The sequence below is a fragment of the Paraburkholderia sp. A1BS-2L genome (assembly GCF_051125205.1).
Lineage (GTDB): Bacteria > Pseudomonadota > Gammaproteobacteria > Burkholderiales > Burkholderiaceae > Paraburkholderia.
In genome coordinates this window covers 632208-655917 of the sequence record NZ_CP120430.1, presented here as the reverse complement: position 1 = coordinate 655917, position 23710 = coordinate 632208, and the positions used below count along the sequence as shown (strand labels likewise).

Annotated in this window: 19 protein-coding genes; 14 read left to right on the top strand and 5 right to left on the bottom strand. The window is 64.7% G+C overall.

The window, feature by feature from the left end; all coding sequences use genetic code 11:
• Positions 1-63: 63 nt before the first annotated feature.
• The 8 genes from P5W98_RS27510 (at position 64) to acs (ending at position 10883) form a co-directional block, all read left to right on the top strand.
• Positions 64-1731, top strand: coding sequence for a cbb3-type cytochrome c oxidase subunit I (locus P5W98_RS27510; RefSeq protein WP_421027881.1), 1668 nt, complete (start codon positions 64-66; stop codon positions 1729-1731).
• Positions 1728-2324, top strand: a complete 597-nt coding sequence (locus P5W98_RS27505; protein ID WP_421027880.1) for a cbb3-type cytochrome c oxidase subunit II — start codon at positions 1728-1730, stop codon at positions 2322-2324. The genes P5W98_RS27510 and P5W98_RS27505 overlap by 4 nt, the downstream gene beginning before the upstream one ends.
• Positions 2321-2908 carry a c-type cytochrome gene (locus P5W98_RS27500; protein ID WP_421027879.1) on the top strand — a complete coding sequence of 196 codons (588 nt, stop codon included), beginning with the start codon at positions 2321-2323 and terminating at the stop codon, positions 2906-2908. The genes P5W98_RS27505 and P5W98_RS27500 overlap by 4 nt, the downstream gene beginning before the upstream one ends.
• A 4-nt stretch (positions 2909-2912) precedes the next feature.
• Complete coding sequence (locus P5W98_RS27495) at positions 2913-5159, top strand: heavy metal translocating P-type ATPase (protein ID WP_421027878.1); 2247 nt, start codon at positions 2913-2915, stop codon at positions 5157-5159.
• 76 nt (positions 5160-5235) lie between these two features.
• Positions 5236-5580, top strand: a complete 345-nt coding sequence (locus tag P5W98_RS27490; RefSeq protein ID WP_421027877.1) for a hypothetical protein — start codon at positions 5236-5238, stop codon at positions 5578-5580.
• A gap of 201 nt (positions 5581-5781) precedes the next feature.
• Positions 5782-6906, top strand: coding sequence for a porin (locus P5W98_RS27485; protein WP_421027876.1), 1125 nt, complete (start codon positions 5782-5784; stop codon positions 6904-6906).
• Between the two features lie 322 nt (positions 6907-7228).
• Entirely contained in the window at positions 7229-8755 is a 1527-nt protein-coding gene (locus P5W98_RS27480; RefSeq protein ID WP_421027875.1) for an aldehyde dehydrogenase family protein, read from the top strand.
• A 145-nt stretch (positions 8756-8900) separates the two neighbouring features.
• On the top strand, positions 8901-10883 hold the full coding sequence (acs, locus tag P5W98_RS27475; RefSeq protein WP_421027874.1) for an acetate--CoA ligase: 1983 nt from the start codon (positions 8901-8903) through the stop codon (positions 10881-10883).
• Positions 10884-11165: 282 nt separating this feature from the next.
• Here acs and P5W98_RS27470 read toward each other — a convergent pair whose 3' ends face one another.
• The 3 genes from P5W98_RS27470 to P5W98_RS27460 form a co-directional block, all read right to left on the bottom strand.
• Positions 11166-12449 carry a c-type cytochrome gene (locus P5W98_RS27470; RefSeq protein ID WP_421027873.1) on the bottom strand — a complete coding sequence of 428 codons (1284 nt, stop codon included), beginning with the start codon at positions 12447-12449 and terminating at the stop codon, positions 11166-11168.
• Positions 12450-12546: 97 nt separating this feature from the next.
• Positions 12547-14274, bottom strand: coding sequence for a methanol/ethanol family PQQ-dependent dehydrogenase (locus P5W98_RS27465; protein ID WP_421027872.1), 1728 nt, complete (start codon positions 14272-14274; stop codon positions 12547-12549).
• A gap of 341 nt (positions 14275-14615) precedes the next feature.
• On the bottom strand, positions 14616-15632 hold the full coding sequence (locus tag P5W98_RS27460; protein ID WP_421027871.1) for an alpha/beta fold hydrolase: 1017 nt from the start codon (positions 15630-15632) through the stop codon (positions 14616-14618).
• A gap of 304 nt (positions 15633-15936) precedes the next feature.
• Here P5W98_RS27460 and P5W98_RS27455 point away from each other — a divergent pair, with 304 nt between their 5' ends.
• From P5W98_RS27455 to pqqE, 6 genes are all read left to right on the top strand, one after another.
• Entirely contained in the window at positions 15937-17922 is a 1986-nt protein-coding gene (locus P5W98_RS27455) for a sigma-54-dependent Fis family transcriptional regulator (protein ID WP_421027870.1), read from the top strand.
• Between the two features lie 345 nt (positions 17923-18267).
• Complete coding sequence (gene pqqA / locus P5W98_RS27450; RefSeq protein ID WP_006485436.1) at positions 18268-18342, top strand: pyrroloquinoline quinone precursor peptide PqqA; 75 nt, start codon at positions 18268-18270, stop codon at positions 18340-18342.
• 66 nt (positions 18343-18408) lie between these two features.
• The gene (gene pqqB, locus P5W98_RS27445; RefSeq protein WP_421027869.1) at positions 18409-19332 is read left to right on the top strand and encodes a pyrroloquinoline quinone biosynthesis protein PqqB; all 924 of its coding nucleotides are present in this window, start codon (positions 18409-18411) and stop codon (positions 19330-19332) included.
• Positions 19333-19334: 2 nt separating this feature from the next.
• On the top strand, positions 19335-20054 hold the full coding sequence (gene pqqC / locus P5W98_RS27440) for a pyrroloquinoline-quinone synthase PqqC (RefSeq protein ID WP_421027868.1): 720 nt from the start codon (positions 19335-19337) through the stop codon (positions 20052-20054).
• On the top strand, positions 20051-20332 hold the full coding sequence (gene pqqD / locus P5W98_RS27435) for a pyrroloquinoline quinone biosynthesis peptide chaperone PqqD (RefSeq protein WP_421027867.1): 282 nt from the start codon (positions 20051-20053) through the stop codon (positions 20330-20332). Before pqqC ends, pqqD begins: the two co-directional genes overlap by 4 nt.
• A gap of 1 nt (position 20333) precedes the next feature.
• The gene (gene pqqE / locus P5W98_RS27430; RefSeq protein WP_421027866.1) at positions 20334-21452 is read left to right on the top strand and encodes a pyrroloquinoline quinone biosynthesis protein PqqE; all 1119 of its coding nucleotides are present in this window, start codon (positions 20334-20336) and stop codon (positions 21450-21452) included.
• 159 nt (positions 21453-21611) lie between these two features.
• On the opposite strand, the gene P5W98_RS27425 is transcribed toward pqqE, so the two are convergent.
• Both P5W98_RS27425 and P5W98_RS27420 read right to left on the bottom strand, forming a co-directional pair.
• Positions 21612-22766, bottom strand: coding sequence for a DUF3300 domain-containing protein (locus P5W98_RS27425; protein ID WP_421027865.1), 1155 nt, complete (start codon positions 22764-22766; stop codon positions 21612-21614).
• Positions 22763-23665, bottom strand: a complete 903-nt coding sequence (locus P5W98_RS27420) for a DUF2950 domain-containing protein (protein WP_421027864.1) — start codon at positions 23663-23665, stop codon at positions 22763-22765. The genes P5W98_RS27425 and P5W98_RS27420 overlap by 4 nt, the downstream gene beginning before the upstream one ends.
• Positions 23666-23710: the final 45 nt, after the last annotated feature.

Below are 23710 nucleotides of genomic sequence, written 5' to 3'. Positions count from 1 at the left end.
ACCTGAGTCCGCCCGGTGCCGGCTCGCCCGGCACCTCCCGTTCCTGAATCCGGCATTCTCCGCATGACATTGACTATCGGCGCACTTCTGGCGCTTTCATTCCTGATCTCCATGCTCGGCCTGTTCCTGTTCATCTGGGCCCAGAGCAAGGGGCTCATGCGCGCAGGCCCCGCAGCGGCAGAGGTGATCTTCGCTGCGCATGAGGTCGGCTTCGTCGAAGACCCCGCCGCACCGCAGGCGCAGCTCGCGGCCTTGCAGGCCATCGAGCGCGCCGCCGAGGGTGCAGCCCACGCCGGCACCGCGCAATTCGCCCTCGCGCCCGATGCTTGCGAAGCGCGTCTGAAGCAGGACCGTTCGAGCCGCTGGCCCGCCTTCGCCTTCCTGACGTCCTCCATCGTCTGGCTCGTGCTGGGCTCGCTGGCCGGCCTGATCGCCTCACAGAAGCTGACGTCACCCGACTTCCTCACGCAGAGCGCCTGGCTCACGTTCGGCCGGATCCGCACTGCGCATCTGAACATGGTCGCCTATGGCTGGGCCTCGATGGCCGGTCTTGGCGTCGTGCTGTGGATGCTGCCGCGCCTGCTCGGCACCGAACTGGCCGGCGCGCGCTTCGCCACGCTCGGCTCGCTGGTCTGGAATGGCGCGGTGGCAGGTGGCGTCTCGGCGATCCTGTGCGGCTGGACCGACGGCCAGCAATGGCTCGAGATCCCCTGGCAGATTGGCATCCTGTTTGCGGCAGGTGGCGCGCTCTGCGCGGTGCCGCTGTTGTGCACGCTGCGCCGTCGCACCGTCGATCATCTGTACGTATCGGTCTGGTATGCGAGCGCGGCGCTGCTTTGGTTCCCGATCCTCTATGTGGTCGCGAAGGTCCCGCACGTTCATTCCGGCGTAGAGCAGGCGATCGTCAACTGGTGGTATGCACACAACGTGCTTGGCCTCTGGCTCACGCCGATCGGTCTCGCATCGGCCTACTACTTCATCGCCAAGGTGCTTGGGCGTCCGATCTATTCGTATAGCCTCTCGCTGGTCGGCTTCTGGGCGCTCGCGATGTTCTACAGTCAGGCCGGCATCCACCACCTGATTGGCGGGCCGGTGCCAGGCTGGCTGGTGAGCGTGTCGGTGGTGCAGAGCGTGATGATGATCGTGCCGGTGCTGGCCGTGGGTGTGAACCAGCATATGACGGTGGTGGGGCGCTTCGCCGCGCTGCGCCATTCGCCGACGCTGCGTTTCGTGGTGCTCGGCGCGATGCTCTACACGCTGGTTTCCCTGCAGGGTTCGCTCGAGGCCGTACCGTTCTTCAACCGGCTGGTCCATTTCACGCAATACAAGGTTGCGCATGCGCACCTTGGGGTCTATGGCTTCTTTTCCATGATCATGTTCGGTTCGATCTATTTCATCATGCCGCGCGTGCTCGAACGTGCGTGGCCCTACCCGCGCCTGATCGCGGCGCATTTTTGGCTGGTCTGCGTCGGCTTCGCGATTTATTTCGTAGCGCTGACGATTGGCGGCGTGCTGCAGGGCGTCGCGCTGCTCGATGCCTCGCGCCCGTTCATCGAATCGGTGACACTGCTCGAACCCTGGCTGCTGGCGCGCACGGTTGGCGGCGCGCTGATGACGCTCGGCCATGTGATCTTCGCCGGTCATTTCGTTGCGATGGTAGTGGGCCGCAGCGTGTACCGGACAGATCACAGCGGTGTCGAGCAAGCGGGCTCGCTGGGGGTGCGGGCATGAACCGCCTGCTGACCATTTTCATCGGCGCACTGATCATGCTGGCGCTTGCCACGCTCCTGCTGGTGGCCTTGCCGTACCGGGAACTGCGGACCGTGGGGGCACCGCAAGCGCTCGCACCTTACACGATGACCCAGTTGCGGGGCCGCGCCACTTATATCTCGATGGGCTGCGTCTACTGCCATACGCAGCAACCGCGCGCGGCTAGTTTCGGTCCCGATGCGCTGCGCGGCTGGGGCCGCCCTTCGGTGCCGGCCGACTATGCCTATGACGACCCGCATCAGCTTGGCGTGGCGCGCACCGGCCCCGATCTGTTCAATATCGGCGTGCGCCAGCCCAGCCTCGACTGGAATCTTGTCCACCTGTATCAGCCGCGAGCGGTGTCGCCGGGCAGCGTGATGCCGTCGTATCCGTTTCTGTTCCGGCACGTCACGCAGGCCGCGCCCGGCGAAAAGGTGATCAGCCTGCCGCCGCGGTATGCGCCGGCGCACGGCCAGCTCGTCGCCACGCAGGAGGCGCTCGATCTGGCGGCCTACCTGATTTCGCTGAACCACACCTATCCGATTTCCGCTTCCGAAGCTGGAGCCATGCAATGAACCGCCGTTTCCAACACGACTCCTTGATTGATCTGCGCGAACATGCGGAGCCCGGTGAGCGCACTCATCCCGTGCCCTGGCTGCTGTGGATCACCGTCCTGTCGCTCACAGTGTGGGGTGCCAGCTATTTCTGGCTGGAAATGTATTGGCCCGAGCAGGGTGCCGCGGCCAGCACGGCGGTCCAACCGGGTGCTGCGGCAGCGCCAGGGCCAGACGGCGCGCAGATCTTCTCGAGCCGCTGCGCCGCGTGTCACCAGGCAACGGGCAGCGGTCTGCCGGGCATGTTCCCGCCGTTGGCCGAATCGGAGTGGGTAAATGGCGACGCCCACAAGCTTGCCGATATCCTGCTGCTCGGCATCGAGGGCGCGCTGTCGGTCAAGGGGGCGAGTTTCAATGGCACCATGCCGACGTTTGGCGGGACGTTGTCGGATGCGGAAATCGCCGCAGTCGGCAGCTACGTGCGCTCGCGCTTCGGCAATCATGCGCCTGCGCTCGACGCTGTGCTCGTCAAGGCCGAACGCGATCGCCTGGGCCATCGCGCTACGCCGTGGAAGGGCGACGCCGAGCTGAAGTCGGCGCAATAGCGATATGTCCATGAGCGCCGCATCGACTCTCGACTGCATCACACTCGACGTGCGAGGCATGTGGTGCACGAGCTGTGCCAACGCCCTGGAGCGCGTAATGAAGCGTCAACCGGGCGTGCTCGATGCCACGGTCAGTTTCGCCTCGGAGTCTGCCCAGTTGCAGTGGGATCCCCATGTGACCACACTCGATTCGATCCTTTCTGCCGCCGATAAGCTCGGTTACGCCTGCGCCGCAGAGGGCGCCGGCCACGACCGCCGCGCGCACTTCGCGAGGATCAGGCGGGATCTGGGCTTGCGTCTGGCCGTGGCGGTGTTCTTCGACATGTGGGTGATGGTCGCGCAATGGACGCTTTATCTATCTCCCGACGGCACACTGTCGCCTGCGGCGCAATATGACTTCGCGTTGTTTGCAGGCGTGATGTGTCTGCCGATCATCGGCTGGTGCGCGCGGCCGTTCTTTCGCGCGGGCTGGCGCACCCTGCGTGCTGGCGCGCCGGGCATGGACCTGCTGGTGTCGCTTGGCGCGCTGGGGGCCTTCGCCTTGTCGCTGTGGCGTCTCGCGAGCGGTAACTCGGCCGTGTATTTTGATTCGGCGGCTACCATCGTGACCTTCCTGCTCGCGGGTCGCCTGATCGAAATATCGGTGCGGGCCCGCTCCGCGGATGCCGTGCGAGTCCTGCTCGATCTGCCGCCAGAGCACGTTTGCGTCGTCAACGCGGATGGTTCAGAGACGGTGATGCTTGCCAAGCGGGTCGCGCCGGGCAACGCCATCCGGATCCGGCCCGGCGAGCGTATTCCACTCGACGGCATCGTTGTGCGTGGCACGTCGCTGCTCGATCGCTCGCTGCTGACCGGCGAAACGCAGCCCGCGAAAGCCGGCTGCGGCGACGCGGTGGAGGCCGGGACGCTCAACGGCGAGGGCGAACTGATCGTGCTGGTACATGGCGCATGGGGGGCGCGTCGGGTGGACCGGATCGCGCGCGAAGTGCGTCGCATGCTGGCGCGCAAGACCGCCTCGCAGACACTCGCCGAACGGTTCACGCGACGTCTGGTGCCGGCGATCAGCATGCTGGCCGTGGGTGCCTGCATGCTGGGCCTGTACCGCGGGATGGCGTGGCCGACGGCGCTCGAGCGTGCGGTGGCGGTGCTGGTGATCACCTGTCCGTGCGCGCTGGGCATGGCGGTGCCATTGGCGTTGTCGGCGGGTGTCGGGCGAGCCGCGCGGGAAGGCATCCTGTTTCGCGACGTCGAAGCGCTGGAAAAGGCCGGGCAAATCTCACACGTCTATCTGGACAAGACGGGGACGCTGACCGAGGGCCGGCCCAGGCTTGTGAACTTGTGCCTTGCGCCAGGTATCGATCGCGATTTCCTGATTGAAATGGCAGCGCTGGCCGAGCGTGGCAGCGAACATCCGCTGGCGAAATCGATTCGTTCGCTCGTGTCGGCGGCCCGTCTCGAGGTGCTCGATCGCGCCATCGGGACCTGCCGGGCGGTGCCGGGTTCCGGCGTCGAATGGCTGGGCGCGGATGGCGTCTGCCTGCGCGTGGGGCAGGCCGCATGGCTGGCTGAAAACAGCGTTGCCGTGCCGTTCAAGTCCGTGCCGCACACGCTGGCGCATGTGGCGCGCGGGGATCGGTGGCTGGGTGCACTGGCCTTTTCCGACATGCCACGACCCGGTGTCCGCGATGCCGTGACGCGTCTGCGCATGTCCGGCCTCACCGTTGCGATGCTGAGCGGCGACGCCGACGATGTCGCCCGGGACATCGCCCGCAAGGTGCGTATTGCGGAAATCGATGTCTTTGCCGGCCACTCGCCCGAAGAGAAGGCGCGCCGCATCCACGCTGCCCAGGCTGCTGGCGCCTGCGTGATGTTCGTCGGCGACGGTCTCAACGATGCGCCAGCGCTTGCCGCGGCTGATCTCGGGGTGGCGGTGGAGGGCGCTACGGCGTCGTCGGTGGCCTCGGCGGCGATCGTGCTGACGGGGGGCGGAATTGCGCGGCTCGATCACGCACTGCTGCTCGCACGGCATACCGCGCGCACCATGAAGCAGAACCTGGTCGCCGCGGCCGCATACAACCTGCTGGCGATTCCTCTTGCACTGACCGGGCACGTCTCCGCGGCCATGGCAGCGGCGTTGATGGTCGCGAGCTCGCTGTCGGTCACGTTCAACTCGGCACGCCTGCTGCGCACGGGCAGCTCGCGAGATGCCGCGATGGACGATATTGCCAGGTCATGCCATGCCTGGCCGTGACGCTCGATGCGCCTGCCGTTCAGCGGCGTTGGACGCATGCCTCCCGACGTCCCGGGTCGTATCGCGCGCTCTGCGGTTGACAGTTCTCGCACTGCAGATCGTGGCGCCGAAATGCGCGATCTGCTGGACCACCTACGCGGGGCTATTCGGCGCGAGCTGGTTCGCGGCAACGCGATACAACCCGGTCTGGTTCGCCGCAACCCTGGGCGCAGCGGCTGTCGTGCTGACGCTGGCATGGCACGAGACGCGGCGTACACGCCAATACGCCGCCGCACTCGCCAGTCTGCCCGGCTGGGTGCTGCTGCTTTTCGGCGCGTTTGTCGGGTTTGCTTCGGTCAGGTGGGCGGGCGTGTTGTGGCTGGGGTTCGTCGCGGCGCTATCCCATTGGCACGGCGGGCGGGCGAAAGCGGATCTTCGATGAGCCTCTGATGACGAGGCTCTGGCATCAGGCGATTCAGGCATTTACTTGATTAGTTATACGAAATAAATGGAGCGCGAATGAAATATTGACAACCGGCTCGATCGTTGAAATCCCCTCGCGCGCGCCAATTCGATGGCGCGGTTCGCAGTTAAAAAGAAGAGAAGCCGATCAGGCTTGATTCAATCAGAAAATCAAGGAGACATGATGCATATCCGACACTATCGACGCATTACGCTGGCTGTGGCACTTGCAACGATGGCGAGCGCCGCAGCGGCGCAATCTTCGGTAACGCTCTACGGCACCATCGATGCGGGTTTGCTTTATCAGAATCGTGCGGCGACGGGGCAGGGTTCGCAGGTCCAGCTCGCAACGGGCGGCATTGATCCGAGCGTCTGGGGCTTGAAGGGTAACGAAGATCTGGGCGGCGGCATGGCCGCGACCTTCGACCTGGAATCCCACTTCGCCAGCAATAATGGCGCCTTGATGATGGGACCCGGTTATCAGTCGGAAATCTTCCGGCGTCAGGCCAACGTCGGGCTGACCACGCCATATGGCTCGCTCACGTTGGGCCGGATGTACAGCCCGTCGATTCTGGCCGCCATCACGACCGAGCCGCGCGCATTCGCGGAGAACCTGTCGAACCTGTACACCTGGGCCTATAACCAGCTCGCGGCACCCGGCAACGCGCTGGGCGCGGGCACCAACCCCGGTAATGACGTTGGCGTCTTCATCGGCAATGCGCTGCAGTACGCGAACACGCTCGGCCCCGTCTGGCTTGGCGCCGCGTGGTCGTTCGGCGGAGTGGCGGGCAGCCTGCACAGGGGCAGTGAGATCTCGCTGGGTGCGACCTATACGGGGCCGTTCACGGCGTCCGCTGCTTATCAGCAGGTTGCCGATTCCGTGACCGGCGAGAACGTGAGCCGTCTGTGGAGCGTGGGCGTGGCCAAATCGTTTGGCCCGGTAACCGGCAAGCTCAACTATTTCGACGTGATCGACCGCTCCATCTATGGCCCGGACATCTCGCACGTGAGCTCGATCAGTCCGGGCATCAGCTACCAGTGGAGCGCAGCGAATACGGCTGAACTGGCCGCTTACTACAACACCTATCGCGCCAGCCACAACAGCACGACGCGTTCGCTGGTGCTGAGCGACGATTACGCGTTGTCGAAGCGCACCGTTGTGTATGCACAGGTGGCGTACGTCGATGCCGGTGCGGTCGGTGCTGCCGATCCACTCGAAAGCCTCAAGACGTCGATCGTCGCCGGTGGCACCGCCCCGGGCGAGAAGACCGTGCTGGTCAACGTCGGCATCGCGCACCACTTCTGATCGATACAGCAGCACTGGCGTGCGGCGTTCAGGCGCCAGTGCTGCCCATTCCGGGGCCGGGCCGGCGCACTGCGCTTTTCCCGCGCAGGCACAGATACCTGGAGACTCACAACGCACTTGATTCTGTTGTGCCGTTCTGCAACAGGACCGCAGTTTGTGACACCCGATGATCCAAATAGCAACACGCGTGCACGCATGCCTGCGAATTTCATGCCGCAGGACGGCGCCCGCGCGCTCCATGTCCGCATGGCACGTACTTTGCAGATAAGGCGGAGTGCCATTAGCACGCTTTGAACCTCACATACTGAGCAGGAGACGCAAGATGAACCCGTTTGATCTGAAACAGCTGGGCGTTGATATCGAGTATCCATATCGCAAGCAGTACGAAAATTATATTGGCGGCAAGTGGGTGGCGCCGCTCGATGGCGAGTATTTCGAGAACGTGTCGCCGATCAATGGGCAGCCGTTCTGTAACGTGCCCCGCTCGCGCGGTGCGGATGTGGATCTCGCCATCGACGCCGCACATGCGGCGCGCCGCAAATGGGGCAAGACGTCCGTGACCGAGCGGGCGAATCTGCTACTCGCGGCGGCGGACCGGATGGAAAAGAATCTCAGGCTGCTCGCTGTCGCCGAGACCATCGACAACGGCAAGCCACTGCGCGAAACGACGCTCGCGGATCTACCGCTTGCCATCGATCATTTCCGCTATTTCGCGGGCTGCATCCGGGCGCAGGAGGGCGGCATCTCCGAGATCGACGACAACACGGTCGCCTATCATTTTCACGAGCCCCTGGGTGTTGTCGGCCAGATCATTCCCTGGAATTTTCCGCTGCTGATGGCGGCATGGAAGCTCGCGCCTGCACTCGCGGCGGGCTGCTGCGTCGTGATGAAGCCCGCCGAGCAGACGCCGGCTTCCGTGCTCGTACTGATCGAGTTGATCGGCGATCTGTTCCCTGCGGGGGTGATCAACATCGTCAACGGCTTTGGCAAGGAAGCGGGTGAAGCGCTGGCAACCAGCAACCGCATCGCGAAGATCGCGTTCACGGGCTCGACGCCCGTCGGCAAGCGCATCCTTCATGCAGCAGCGGACAATCTGATCCCTTCGACGGTCGAATTGGGCGGCAAGAGCCCGAACATCTTCTTTGCCGACGTGCTTGACCATGACGACGTGTTTCTCGACAAGGCGCTCGAGGGGCTCGCCATGTTTGCCCTGAATCAGGGTGAAGTTTGCACGTGCCCGTCCCGCGTGCTGATTCAGGAATCGATTTACGAGCGTTTCATCGAGAAGGCGATTGCCCGGGTCGAACGCATCAAGATCGGGCATCCGCTGGACCTCGACACCATGATCGGCGCACAGGCGTCGCAACAGCAACTCGACAAAATCATGTCGTATATCGACATCGGGCGAGGCGAAGGCGCGCAATGTCTGACTGGCGGCGAACGCGCGGCCCCTGGCGCCGAGCTTGGCAATGGCTTCTATGTGAAACCGACCATGCTGTTCGGCCACAACAAGATGCGCGTGTTTCAGGAAGAGATTTTCGGGCCGGTAGCTTCGGTCATGACTTTCAAGGATGAACAGGAAGCCATCGAGATCGCGAACGACACCTACTATGGCCTTGGCGCCGGAGTATGGACCCGCGACGGCACGCGCGCATACAGAATGGGCCGCGAGATCGAGGCCGGACGTGTTTGGACCAATTGCTACCACCTGTATCCCGCGCACGCGGCGTTCGGTGGCTACAAACAGTCGGGCATCGGCCGGGAAACCCACAAGATGGCGTTGTCGAATTATCAACAGACCAAGTGCATACTGGTGAGTTACCAGCCCGAGGCGCTCGGCTTCTTCTGAGCGCATAGCGTGGCGCCTGGATGAGCACCTGCCCTGAATGACCGCCGCGATGTAGCAATCCGGCGGCTTTCAGCGGCCGAATTCAGGTACGTTCGCCCGAAGCAGGCGTCACCCAATGTGACCGGATACACAATATGGAATGGACATGTCTGCAATTGAATCGGTTCTTCAGGAACATCGCGTGTTTGCGCCGTCCGCGCAAACGGTGGCGGACGCTACGGTGTCCGGCATGGACGCATACAAGGCTTTGTGCGCCGAAGCCGAACGCGATTACGAGGGTTTCTGGGCGCGTCTCGCGCGCGAAACGCTGACGTGGCAAAAGCCCTTCACGAAGGTGCTCGACGAGTCGAAGGCGCCGTTCTACACCTGGTTCGAAGACGGCGAGCTCAACGCCTCGTACAACAGCCTCGACCGCCACGTGGAAGCGGGCAACGGCGAGCGCGTCGCGATCATCTTCGAAGCCGACGACGGCACCGTCACCAACGTGACCTACCAGGACCTGCTCTCGCGCGTCTCGCGCTTCGCCAACGCCTTGAAAAAACGCGGCGTGAAGCAGGGCGACCGCGTGGTCATCTACATGCCGATGTCGGTTGAAGGCGTGGTGGCGATGCAGGCCTGCGCACGCATCGGCGCGACGCACTCGGTGGTGTTCGGCGGCTTCTCGTCGAAGTCGCTCAACGAACGCATGGTGGACGTGGGCGCGGTCGCGCTCATCACCGCCGACGAGCAGATGCGCGGCGGCAAGGCGCTGCCGCTGAAGAACATCGCCGACGAAGCCATCGCCATGGGCGGCTGCGAAGCCGTGCAGAGCGTGATCGTCTACCAGCGCACGGGCGGCAAGGTCGGCTGGACCGAAGGCCGCGACCACTGGATGCACGAGCTTTCGGCTGCCGGGAGCGACACCTGCCCGCCGGTGCCGGTGAGCGCGGAGCACCCGCTCTTCATCCTCTACACCTCGGGCTCGACCGGCAAGCCCAAGGGCGTGCAGCACAGCACGGGCGGCTATCTGCTGTGGGCCGCGCAGACCATGAAGTGGACCTTCGACTGGAAGCCCGCGGACGTGTTCTGGTGCACGGCCGACATCGGCTGGGTCACGGGCCACAGCTATATCGCCTACGGGCCGCTCACGATCGGCGCGACGCAGGTCATGTTCGAGGGCATCCCCACGTACCCGAACGCGGGCCGCTTCTGGGAGATGATCCAGAAGCACAAGGTCACCGTGTTCTACACCGCGCCCACGGCCATCCGCTCGCTCATCAAGTCCGCGGAAGCCGATGCGAAGGTGCACCCGAAGAGCTATGACCTCACATCGCTGCGCATCCTCGGCACGGTGGGCGAGCCGATCAACCCCGAAGCATGGATGTGGTACTACGAGAACGTGGGCGGCAAGCGCTGCCCGATCGTCGACACGTGGTGGCAGACCGAAACCGGCGGCCACATGATCACGCCGCTGCCGGGCGCGACGCCGCTCGTGCCGGGCTCGTGCACGCTGCCGCTGCCGGGCATCATGGCGGCGATCGTCGACGAAACGGGCCAGGACGTGCCCAACGGGCAGGGCGGCATTCTCGTGGTGAAGCGCCCGTGGCCCGCGATGATCCGCAACGTGTGGGGGCAGCCTGAGCGCTACAGGTCGGGCTACTTCCCCGAGGAACTCGGCGGCAAGCTGTACCTCGCGGGCGACGGCAGCGTGCGCGACAAGGAAACCGGCTACTTCACGATCATGGGCCGCATCGACGACGTGCTGAACGTCTCGGGCCACCGCCTGGGCACGATGGAGATCGAGTCGGCGCTGGTGGCGAACCCGCTGGTGGCCGAAGCCGCCGTGGTGGGGCGCCCCGACGACACGACCGGCGAAGCCGTGGTGGCGTTCGTGGTGCTCAAGGCCGCGCGCCCGCACGGCGACGATGCGGTGAAGCTCGCCGCAGAACTGCGCGCGTGGGTGGGCAAGGAGATCGGGCCGATCGCGAAACCGAAGGACATCCGCTTCGGCGAGAACCTGCCGAAGACGCGCTCGGGCAAGATCATGCGGCGCCTCTTGCGCTCGCTCGCGAAGGGCGAGGCGATCACCCAGGACGTCTCCACGCTGGAAAACCCGGCGATTCTCGATCAGCTTGGCGAGGCGCTTTGAATCAGATAGCGGGCAGCCGTCGCTAATCGCATGAATGATGAGGATGACGTAACGCTTGCCAACATGCTGCCGCGTGGGCTCGTAGTACGCGGCTACGTGTTCTCCGTTGATCGACTTGCTTGCGGCGTCGCCCGGTGATCGGGCGCGCCGCAATTTCGCTTCCAGGGAGATCGCCGTTGTCGAGCGAGCCGATGGCAAGCAGCGAGAATTGGCCTTCCGATGCCAATTCGAGAGGATGCCGCGCTCCAGCGAAGCCGGCACCCTTCGTCGCGAAGCGCCGTGTTAGTGGCGCGGCCCGGCATTGAGCGGCGTTGTCGAGGTTTGCGCGGCCTGTGCGGTCAGCTTCGTGCCACCGGACTCATACCCGTTCGTGTAGAGGAGGAAGGCCATCAAGTCGGCGTAATCCTCGTCGCTCATCTTGCCGGGGTGATCGGCGGGCATGTTGGTCGACATGTACTGATAGATGCCGCCGATCGTCAAATGCGAGTTGGCTGCGGGCGCAAATGCAGGGCCGCTCAGCGCCGGCGCCGTGATCCCTTCGAGCTTGGCGCCGTGGCATTTCGCGCAGGAATCCGCATAGAGATGTTCGCCCTGCGTGACCTGGTCGTGATCGAACGATGGCGCCGCGCCGCCCGTTGTTGCAGCGACCTTGATGAAGCCCCCGCCCGCCGGCACGCCGCGCACTTGCCACACATCTGCGCGGGGCAACGTGCGAGTCGCGCCGATGAGATAGCGCGCTGAGATGCGCGTGACGCTCGCCTGCGTGGTGGACCCGGCGGCGGTGGTGGCTCCAGTCGCCTTGTTGCCGGGTAGCGTCCAGTTGCGCGTCAGCGCGGCGAGCCGGCCGTCGTTGCGCATGCGCGTGAGCGCGCTGTCGATGCGCTTTTGCAGCGACTGCGTGCCGGGCCCCGATGCGAACACGAGATTCCAGTCGGCATAGGGCGACTCGGCGACAGCAACGTCGAACTGCTGCTGCGGGTGCGCATGCCGGTACGCGACCACGGCCGGATACCAGACGATCGCGCGCTGTGCACGGCCCTTGGCGAGCGCATCGACGGTCAGCTCGGAGGTGTTCTCGAGATCGAAGCGTGCGTTCTTCTGCTGGACCGCGATCAATTGCGACGGACTCGACCACGTGGCGGCAATGGTGACCTTGCCGCCACCTGGTTCGACGCTGGTGTTTGCGGCATGTGCGCCGTGCAGGGTGACGCTCACGTAGCCAGACCGTAAATAGCCCTGCGAGAAAAGCAGGCGCGAGCCGTCGCCGTCGGCGACGCTGGAACGCGGAAAGCCCGCAATCACATCGCAATCGCGCTGCAGCGATTGTGCGAGCTCATGAGCGGAGATGCCGTCGTCGCCACCGTCGTCGTCGATACCGCGCTTGCTAAATGTCGCGGTAATGCCAGCGGCGTCCAGCACCGCGCGCGCAACGGACGTGTCCAGTTCGGCCGACGGACTGCCGGGCAATGTGCACACGCGCACGCTGGATGCGGCCTGCGCGGGAGACTGCGCAGCGCCGGCGGCGAGCGCGGCGGCGAGCGCAATGTGAGTGAGTCGAATGTTCATGGTGTTGCGTTCCAGTGATGGCGGAAACCGCGCGCCCGCATTGGCTGCGTGCGGGCGCGCAAAGCGGCAGATAACCGATGTAGAGGCAATGCGGGGCTCAGCTGTGATCGAGCGCGAACACGTAGAGCGTGCCGCCGCGCGGAACATCCTTGGCGACGTCGGCCATCGGGCCGCCCCAGATCGGGTTCGCCCCGCCGTAGCCCGCGAGCACGGCCACGTATTCCTTGCCGTCGACTTCGAATACGGAAGGTTGCGCGATGATCCCGCTCGCGAGTTGCGGGCTCTCCCACAGCACCTTGCCCGTGGATACGTCGAACGCGTACAGGTGGCCGTCGAGCGAGCCGCTGAAGGCAATGCCGCTGGCCGTCGTGGCAACGCCGCCGTTCCAGGGCATCTTGCTCCAGTGGCCCCAGAGCTTCTTGCCGGTATTCACGTCGATGGCCTGAAGCTCGCCATAACCCTTGCTGCCCGGCTCAGGCTGGATCTCGAAGCCTTCGCCGAGGTAGGGCAGGCCCTCCATATAGCTGACCGATTTGCCGGACAAGCTCATGCACGCATGCAGAGAAGGAACCACCGCGATGTGCCGGTCAGGATCGTAGGACACCGACCACCAGTTCTTGCCTCCCAGGAAACTCGGGCACGTGTTGATCGTCGTGCCGGCCTTCGGGTATTTGCTGGCATCGGCAATCGGCTGACCATCCTTCGTGTAGCCCGTAACGGATTCAGTCTTGACGAACGCCTCGGCATAGATCAGCTTGCCGGTCTTGCGGTCGATCGCGTGAAAGAAGCCGTTGCGGTCGGCGTGAATGATGGCGTCGTATTCCTTGCCCTTGTAGCTAATGTCGGCAAGGATCGGGGTATTCACGCCGTCATAGTCCCACGTGTCGTTGCGCGTGTACTGGTAGTGCCACTTCAGGTCGCCGTTCTTCGGATTGAGCGCGAGCAATGAATCGGAGTACAGATTGTCTCCGGGACGCAGCGCGGCCAGCCACGGCCCCGGATTGCCCACGCCCCAGTACAGCGTGCGCGTAGCGGCATCGTAGGTGCCGGTCAGCCATGCTGCTCCGCCGCCGTGGCCCTGCATCCCATCGGGCCACGTATCGCCGCCCTTTTCGTCGGCATTCGGGATCGTGTAGCGCTTCCACAGAATCGAGCCATCGTCGGGATTGAGGGCGGCAATATAGCCTCGGATCCCATATTCGCCGCCAGACGTGCCCACGACGATAGAGCCGTCGAGCGCGAGCGGCGCAAGCGAGAACGCGTAGCCGAGGCCCGGTTCGAACATCTGCTTCTTCCAGACCAGATTGCCTGTCTGCGCGTCGAGCGCGGCCACTTCACCGCTTAGCATGGCCACGTAGACGTTCTTTCCGTACAGTGCGACGCCACGATTCACTACGTCACAGCAGGCAGTCTTGAACGATTCCTGGCCGAGCTTCGGCTCGTACTTCCAGAGCTGCGTGCCGGTCTTTGCATCGAATGCGTAGACATTGTCCTTCGGCGTGCTAACGAATAGATAGTCGCCGTTGACGATGGGCGTTGCTTCAAAGCCTTGCTTGAGATCCGCAGGGAACTGATAGCTCCAGGCTTGTTTGAGCCCGGCGACGTTCGAGGCGTCGATCTGCTTGAGTGGCGAATGCGACTGGCCGCTATAGGTCCGGTAATAGGTGAGCCAACCCGGGTCGCTCTGCGCGTGGGAGAGGCGCTCGTAGGTCACGGCGGGATAGTCCGGGGCGGCGGCCACCGGAGCCACATTGAGCGTCATCGCGATGGCGGTGCTCGCCCCATAGACAGCCAGCCGGCTTGCGGCAGCCGAACGTTTCTTCATAGTCGTCTCCTGAGTCTTTGTCGATGCAGTGCCGGCAGAGGTGCAGCCCTTGTTTCGGTGGCCGTCCGGTTGCGGTGTCCTTACTGCAAATCGCATGCCATTTGTGCGCGCGAGCCTCCGGGTGCGGCGGGCCTGCAATGCGTGACGGATGACGACGACCGCGCGGTGCTCCAGGTGTTGCATCCAGGTACAAAGCGGGTGAGTCGGTGTTGAGAAAAAGGACAGTTGCCGGGCAGAGGCGCTGCGCCGCTATCGCGGCATGGCCCGGCCATTCGTTCGATGGTGCTGCCCCTTAAAGAGCAGTTCGTCGGCTGGGGCGCGCCGCGCGGCGTCTGTCTGCGCTAGGCGTGGGGCCCGAGCGTGACGCTGTTCTGAGCGGGCGCATGGCCGAGCATGGCCCGCACCGCCTGCGCGACACCGTGCTTCAATGCTGGATCGCTAGCGAGATGCCCGCCGCGCACGCGAGCGATGTGCGCGGTGGGTGCGGCTTGCGCAAGACGCTCGAGGTTGCGGACCGGGCATACGGGATCGCGCATCCCATGCACGGCATGGATCGACACGCCTGCGTGTTCCGCCATGCGCGCGAAAGCGAGCAGGCGCCGCTCGCCGAGCCAGCAGTCGTGCAACAGGTAATGGGCCTGGATCCGGTACTTGGCGATGAGCGTGCGTACGGCCTTCGGGGCGTTTGCGCGGCGGGGCCGAGATACCGTGGCGCGGCCCGGCCGCGACGAGGCGAGTATCGCTTCTTCATACGCGTGCCATGCGAGCGCGACCTCACGTTGGCGCGCGCGTGCCGCGCCAGGGCGCAATTGCTTCGCACAGCAAGCGAGCAACGCGCTTGCGCGGGTGCATCCGGCAGCAGCGCACAGGCGCCGCCAGGCGCGCGGCGCTTTGCGCCGCGACGTCACGAACAGACGCCGTACTTCTTGTCGCGAGGTCAGGAAGAGGCCGCGCAGCACGACACCCAACACGCTCGCGGGATGGCGTCCCGCATACGCGAGCGCGAGCGCGGCGCCCCATGAGCCCCCGACGACACCCCACCGTGCGATCCCGAGCGCACGACGGATCGCCTCGAGATCTTCGACGAGGCAGTCCGTGCGGTTGCCGCGCAATCCGCCGCGTGGAAGCGATTCACCCGCGCCGCGCTGATCGACGAGCACGACGCGCGTCTTCGTCAGATCGAACAAGGCCAGCATGCCGGGTTGGCTGGCGCTGCCCGGCCCGCCGTGCAACACCACGACTGCCTGCGCCGCGCGCGCGCCGGCAACCGTGAACGCGATTGAATGCCCATTTCGGTTCAGGCGCATGTGCTGCAACGGGGCATGCGAGGATGGCCAGGCGCAAACGCGTCTGTTCATGAATGTGTTGCTCATCGCGAGCCCGTGGTGGAGAAGAGCGCTCAGCCAAGCAAGAATCGCGCGCTGTGTACGAGCCGGTACAAATTGGGGTGAGTCCGCATATCGCATCCTGACGCATTTGCGGTAATACACCGTCAGGCCTGCGAGTGCGTGACGCCCACCCGCATGACGCTGATATGCAATGCTGCGCGTCGCGCACGAATTTGGTGCACCGCCTGAGCCGTGCCGTGACAAGATGGTCCGGAGCTTGCTTTATAGGATGACGAAAAGCCTGGCGAGGTACCTGGCTGTCGTGGAGGAGACAATGCGCGATGACGATTATCCGGCCGCCGCTCGGACGGCCGTGCTGTCCAATGGCTGGCCCGCTCCGGCAATCCAGAAAGCGCACGAGCGTTCCGAGACGTTTGGTCTCTGTGCGTCGGCGCGGCCGGATTACGAAATACTTTCGAGTGCGGGACTCGAACTCAAGCGCGAGCAGAACCGCGTGCTGTACGCGCACGCGATGCCGGTGATGGAAACGCTGCACGAGCAGATCGTCAACACGCAAAGCATGATTGTGCTGACCAATGCCGAAGGCCTGATCCTGCATTCGATTGGCGACGACGACTTCCTCGCGCGCGCGGAGAAGGTGGCGCTGCGGCCCGGCGCAAACTGGGCCGAAGACCGCCAGGGGACCAACGCGATCGGCACGGCGCTGGCCGAGCGTTGCGCGATGGTCGTGCACGGCGACCAGCACTATCTGGCGGCCAACCGCTTCCTGACCTGCTCGAGCGTGCCGATTCTCGATCCGTATGGCGACGTCATCGGCGTGCTCGATGTGACCGGCGACTACCGCAGCTATCACCAGCACACGATGGCTCTTGCGAAGATGTCGGTGCAGATGATCGAGAATCATCTCTTTACGACAACCTTTCAGGAGACGTTGAAGCTATCGTTCCATAGTCGTCCTGAGTTTCTCGGCACGCTGATGGAGGGCATCGTGGCGTTCACGTCCGATGGCCGCTTTCTTTCGGCCAACCGCAGCGCCCAATTCCAGCTCGGCATGTCGCTCGCGGCGCTGCGCGCGCATACGCTCTCGTCGCTATTCCAGACCACGAGCGCGCAACTGATCGACCGCATGCGCGTGGGCCTCGAACCGCATCTGATGCTCAATCTGAGTAGCGGCGCGGTCGTGTGCGCGCGCGTGCAGTTCAAGCGCGCGTCGCTTGCAGAGGGTAGCCGCCCGGTGGCGGTGCACGACGGCGCACGTTCCATGGCGCGCCCGGAGCCGCCCGCGTCGGCTGTCGGGCTTTCGCGCCTGAGCTACCTTGACACGGGCGACCCGCAGGTTGCCGCAGTCATCGCGAAGGTCCGGCGGGTGATCGGCAAGGACATTCCCATCCTGATCAACGGGGAGACCGGCACGGGCAAGGAACTGCTCGCGCAGGCGATCCACAACGATTCGCCACGGCATGCTGGGCCATTCGTGGCGGTGAACTGCGCCTCGATTCCCGAAACGCTGATCGAGTCCGAGCTATTTGGCTACGAGGAGGGCGCATTCACCGGGGCGCGGCGCAGGGGGGCCATCGGCAAGCTGTTGCAGGCAAACGGCGGCACGCTGTTTCTGGACGAGATCGGCGACATGCCGTATCCGCTGCAGGTGCGACTGCTGCGCGTGCTGCAGGAGCGCGTCGTCAACCCGCTGGGTTCGACCAAGAGCATTCCAGTGGACATCGCGATCATCTGTGCGACGCACCGCGATTTGCGCGAGATGATCGCGCAAAGCCGCTTTCGCGAGGATCTTTATTACCGGCTCAATGGCCTCGTGGTACGGCTGCCACGGCTGCGCGACCGTACCGACCTTGCGGTGGTGATCCAGAAGATGCTCCAGCGCGAATCGATCGCTGCCGGAAATCCGCAGGCGCTCGGTGTCGCGCCGGATGTCATGGCGATGTTCGAGCGCTGTCCTTGGCCGGGCAATTTCCGGCAACTCGGCAACCTGCTGCGCACGGCGGCGGCCATGGTCGACGCGGACGGCGAGATTCGGCGCGAGCATTTGCCCGACGACTTCTTCGATGACCTGCGCTGCGGCGCTTCGCAAGGTGGCGCGCTGGATGCGCCAACGGCGCCCGACGCATTCCTGCCGGAGAGCGGGCGCCTGCAGGACGTGACTGTATCGGTGATTGCCGCTGCGCTCGCGCGGCATGGCGGCAACGTTTCGGCGGCTGCGCGCGAGCTGGGCGTGTCGCGCAATACGATTTACCGCAAGATGCCCGCCATCGAGCCGGGCCGCGCCGTGGACGACCTCTGACCCGGCTAGCCTTGTTTGCGCGGCTCTAGCGCTGCCGCACCCTCCATCGCGCTCGCCGCGCTTTGTCGCGAGCGAACTGTCACACCGGTGTTGCATCCTGCAGCACCAGTGTTCCAAAAATCAACACTGCGCATGTCCCGAACGCGTCGAGTGGCGACGCGTTCGGTCCGCTTGCATCTGCGATACGAAAATATTCTCGTCGGCGATCGCGCGTAGCCCCATTCGCACGGCTTGCGCGCTTTGCGTATCGGCATCGGCATGCACCTTGCTTTGAAGGAAGCGGCCGCGCATCAAGTGCGGTTCTTCCATCCAATCGCAAATCAATTGCACACAAGGAGACACGCCATGCAATGGACCACCCCGTCGTACACCGACCTGCGTTTCGGCTTTGAAATCACGATGTATATCGCCAATCGCTAAGCGGACTGGGGACCGCCGCCCGCAGCGCCCGAACGGCGTTGCGGGCGGCGCCCGGAAGCAACGACCATGAAGATCAAGATACTGGGTTCGGGCGCGGGCGGCGGCCTGCCGCAATGGAACTGCAACTGCGCGAACTGCCGTAGCGCGCGCCACCGCTGCGGCGACGTGCTGCCACGCACGCAATCGTCGATCGCGGTCAGCGACAACGGCGTCGACTGGATTCTCGTCAATGCATCGCCAGACCTGCTCTCGCAGTTGCGCGCGCATCCTGACCTCCAGCCCGCGCGCGCGCTACGCGATAGCGCAATCGCGGCGGTCGTGCTGAGCGACGCGCAGATCGATCACGTGACCGGGCTGCTGATGCTGCGCGAGCGCACCACGCCGCTACCGCTCTATGCGTGCGCCCCCGTGCTGGAAGATCTCTCGACGGGGCTGCCGCTCGTGCCGCTGCTCGGCCACTACTGCGGAGTGCGAACGCATGCGATTCAGCCCGGCAAGCACTTTACGATTCCCGACTGCGAAGGCTTGCGCTTTACCCCGATCGCCGTCGAGGGCAAGGCGCCGCCTTATTCGCCATTTCGCCAGAGCGGCATCGACGGCACGAATATCGCCCTTTTGATTGAAGATCGGATCAAGGGCACTCGGGCCTTCTATGCGCCGGGCCTGGCGCAGATGCACGACGAAATTCACGCCACGATGTGCGGTGCCGATCTCGTTCTCGTGGACGGTACGTTCTGGACTGCTACGGAGATGATCGATCTGGGCATCTCGACGAAGCACGCGGACGATATGGGGCATCTGGCGCAATGCGGTGAAGGCGGACGGCGCGGCATGATCGACTGGCTCGAAGCGTTGCCGCGCGGGACGCGCAAGGTTCTCACGCACATCAACAACACCAATCCGATTCTCGACCCGCATTCCGACGAGCACGCGCAACTGCGTGCACGCGGCATCGACGTCGCGCACGACGGCATGGTTCTCCAGGTATGAACATGAACGCACAGCTCTCCAGTCAGGCGTTGCACGACGCGCCGTGGACGCCAGCGCAATTCGAGGCACGGCTGCGCGCGCTCGAGTCGCACTATCACATCCATCACCCATTCAACCAGCGGCTCAATAGCGGCAAGTGTTCGCGCGAACAGATCCGGGGCTGGGTGGCGAACCGGTTTTACTATCAGATCAACATCCCGCTCAAGGATGCAGCGATTCTGTCCAACTGCCCGGACCGGCCCACACGCCGGCGCTGGATTCAGCGGCTCGTCGATCACGACGGCCAGGCAGACGGCGAGGGCGGCATCGATGCGTGGGTGCGCCTTGGCGAAGCGGTGGGGATTGATTCCGGCACGATGTGGGAGCAGTCGCTCGTGCTGCCCTCGGTACGCTTCGCAGTGGACGCCTACGTGAATTTCGCGCGCCGTGCGCCATGGCAGGAGGCGGTATGCTCGTCGCTCACGGAGATGTTCGCGCCACAGATCCATCTCGATCGTCTCGCTGGCTGGCCGTCGCATTATCCGTGGATCGAGCCGGACGGGCTGCACTATTTCCGCAGCCGCGTGCCGCTCGCCCAGCGCGATGTCGACCACGGTCTCGAAGTGACGCTGAACCACTTCCGTACGCCCGAGGCGCAGCAGCGAGCGCTCGATATTCTCCAGTTCAAGCTCGATATCCTCTGGTCGATCCTCGATGCGGTCGAAAAGGCCTGGCCCCTATGAACACGAGTGACGCGGACAGCGGCGTGCCGCTGCGCCCCCGCCTGCGGGGCATCTTCCGGCTGCAGTGGGAAGTGGCGCAAGACGCCTACGTGCTGCTGTATCCGGAAGGGATGGTGAAGCTCAATACGAGCGCCGGCGAAATACTGGCGCGCTGCGACGGAGCGCACGAGCTCGATGAAATCATTGGCGAGCTCGAGCGATTGTTCGGCACCGCGGAGCTTGCGCCCGACGTCTACCGTTTTCTCGATCACGCGCGACAGCGCGGCTGGCTGGACTGACATGGCACACGACAATTCCCGTCCTCCCGCGCCCCTGTGGCTGCTCGCCGAGTTGACGTACCGGTGTCCGCTGCACTGTGCTTTCTGCTACAACCCGCTCGACTTTGCACGACACGGCGCGGAACTCGACACCGACACATGGATCGAGGTCATCAGCGCCGCGCGCAAGCTCGGCGCGGCGCAAATCGGCTTCTCCGGCGGCGAGCCGCTGCAGCGCGACGATCTGGAGGTGCTCGTCGAGCATGCGCGCGCGATCGGCTTTTACACGAACCTGATCACCTCGGGCATCGGCTTGAACGAGGCGCGCATCGAGCGGCTCAAACTGGCTGGACTCGATCATATTCAGTTATCCTTACAGGACTCCACGCGCGAACTGAATGATTTCGTGACGAGTACGCGCACATTCGCGCTCAAGCAGGAGGTCGCCCGGCTCATCAAGGCGCACGGCTATCCGATGGTGCTCAACTGCGTGCTGCATCGTTACAACCTGCCGCATGTGGGGCAGATCATCGAAATGGCATTAGAGCTCGGCGCTGACTACCTGGAACTCGCGAACACGCAGTACTACGGCTGGGCCATGTTGAACCGCGACCAGTTGATGCCGACGGCGGAACAACTGCTCCAGGCCGAAGAGACGGTCAATCGCTATCGCGAGACTATTGGCGGGCGCTGCAAGATTCTGTTCGTGGTGCCCGATTACTTCGAGAGGCGTCCGAAAGCCTGCATGAATGGCTGGGGTTCGGTATTTCTTGGCGTGGCGCCCGACGGCGCCGCACTGCCGTGCCACGCGGCGCGCTCGCTGCCGGGACTCGTGCTGCCCACTGTGCGCGACATGCCGCTCAGTGAGATCTGGTACGAGAGCGACGCATTCAATGCTTTTCGCGGCGACGGCTGGATGCGCGAACCCTGCCGCGACTGCGACGAGCGCCACGCCGATCATGGCGGTTGCCGCTGCCAGGCCTGGATGCTGACTGGCGACCCGGCAGCAGCCGATCCGGTATGCGAAAAGTCACCGCATCACGCAGAGGTCGTGCGGACGGTGCAATTTGCACGGCAGCCCAGACAGGCGGACGAGCGGCCGCTCATCTTTCGCAGCAAGGAGAATTCGCTGGCGCTTTGAACGGAGAGGGGCATGAATTCAGTCGCCGCGCAGGCGGATCATGGCAGTCGTCCAACGCGTTCGCGAGGCGTGGATGACGGCTCAGGTTGCCTCATCCGCGGGGCAGCCAGCAGCGGGCCGCGCCGACCCGCCGCGGCGAAGCGCGGTTGAAGATCGCGCTTAGCGGCGCCGGCCGCCGCCACTGAAGCCTCGTGCGCCCCATCCGCCGCTGCGCGAAGCACCGCCTTTTTGCAGGCTCGTATTGGCGCGATTGACGTCCTGCCGCACGGCATTGCCGCCGCCGCTCAAACCCTGGAATCCGCTGTCACGTCCAGCGGCCGCGTCCCGGCCCCGAAAGGCGCTGCGTCCGTCCGCGCCGGCGCCGCCGCGGCCGTATTTTTCGCGCGTGGCATTGTCGCGATACGCTACGCCCTGGCGGTGTTTCGCGTCGTGCTGCCAGCGTCCGCTGCCATCGGTTTTGCCGCGTTCGAAATTGCGGTCGATGTTGGTGGCTTTGCGATGATCGACATACACATTGCCGCCATTCCAGTCGCAGTTGCCGAAAATCGCCGCTGCCGCGATCAGGCCGACGCCGAAGCCGAAGGCGGCGCCGGGATAGTACGCGGGATAGGGCGGCCAGTAGTAGTACGGAAAGGCGGGGTAGGCCCACCCGGCGTAGACGACGGCGGGATCGTAGACCGGCACATAGATCACGGCCGGATCCGCGGGCTCGATGCGCACGATCGATTCCCCGCCGGCCGTGCCGCCGGCCGGGGCCTCCACGGTCACGGTCTGCTGCGCATTCGACTCGAGGTGTCCGGATTGCTTCGCGCGTGCACGTAGCCGCTGCACGGCGTCGAGCACGTCTTTCGGCTGGGCCAGAAAGGCGTCGCCGAGCTTCTGGGTCCAGTCGAGCTTGTCGTTCATTGGCTCGAGGATCTGCGGGAACGCGACCAGCGATTTCACACTGACGTCCCAGGTCTCGCCCTGCACCGCCTTGATGGCGGCCTCACCCTTGAGATCCGGATGCGCTTTGACCCAGCGCGCGGCAACCACGACCTCCATCGGATAGGTCGACGCCATCAGCACCTGGGACAGAAGTTCGTCCGGATAAAGCGCGATCGGCGCGACCATCGCTTCGATTTCCTCGCTACGGTACGGCGCGGGTTCGTTCCGGACTGGCGCGCCATTCACGCCAGTTGCACCATTCGCGCCGGGTGGCGCGGCGGCTGGCGTCACGGCGGCCGGGCCGGCCGCCGGCGGCGGGGCAGCGGTCTGGCATCCGGCGAGCGCAAGCAGGGCGCAACACGAAACGGCATAGGTCCGGCGTGTCATGGCGACACCTTCCTCCAGCCGTGGCCGGGGTCAAAGGATTGCGCGGCCGCTGCCTGCGCGGCGGTATTCGGCCCGAGGTCGCGCTGATAGACCTGGCCCGTATAGTTCGCGATGAAACTCATCACCCCGGTATCGCCGTAGCGCGCCGGCCATGCCATGACCGCAAAGCCGGCAAACAGCTTGCCGTCGAGAACATAATTGGCCGCGCCGCCCTGGGCGTCGGGCCCCTGCGAGGTGAGAATCTTGTAGTGATAGCCGTAATAGCCGTCCTTGCCCCCGTTTTGCGCGCCGGCGCCTTCGAACGCCGGCCCAAGCGGGCTCGGAGATTCTCCCGGGCCAGTCGGCCAGTAAAGGCCGTCGTGTTTGCCGGGGGAACTCGACAGCTTGCTCGCGTAGACCATCATGGTTCCGTCGTCGTGAGTGGTCTCGGCGTATTCGTCCTCGGCGTCGTGGATTGCCTGCAGGACCTGGATCGCGGCAAGCTCGTTTCGTCCGATGCGTCGCAGGCGCATTGCTCGCGCGCCTGCGACGGTATCGAACTGCCAGCCGCCGGCCGACTTGACGATGGGGACGGGCAAGGTCCAGCCATCGTTGCCGACCGCGATGAACGCCCGGCCGTCCGCTTGCTGGATGGCGTGAGCGACGCCCCATGCCTTGATGAACTGCTCCCGGACGGCGTCGCCGACCGGTGGGACGATGTCGCGGAAATGTGCGCCCAGCATCTTTTGCATTGCCGGCTCGTCGTTGTTCAGCACGGCCTCGCCGAAGGCCGTCATCGCCGCATCCGGCGTGCTGAAGTGCTGGCGGGCCAGTGCGTTCGTCCCGGCGAGCCCGAATAGCAGTGCGCAGGCCACGCCGATGCGGACTCGCCGCGAAAATCCGTGTTGCTGGGTTCTCATGCCTCGGTCTCCCTGACATAAGCTTGCGCGGCGCGGGGAGCGCCG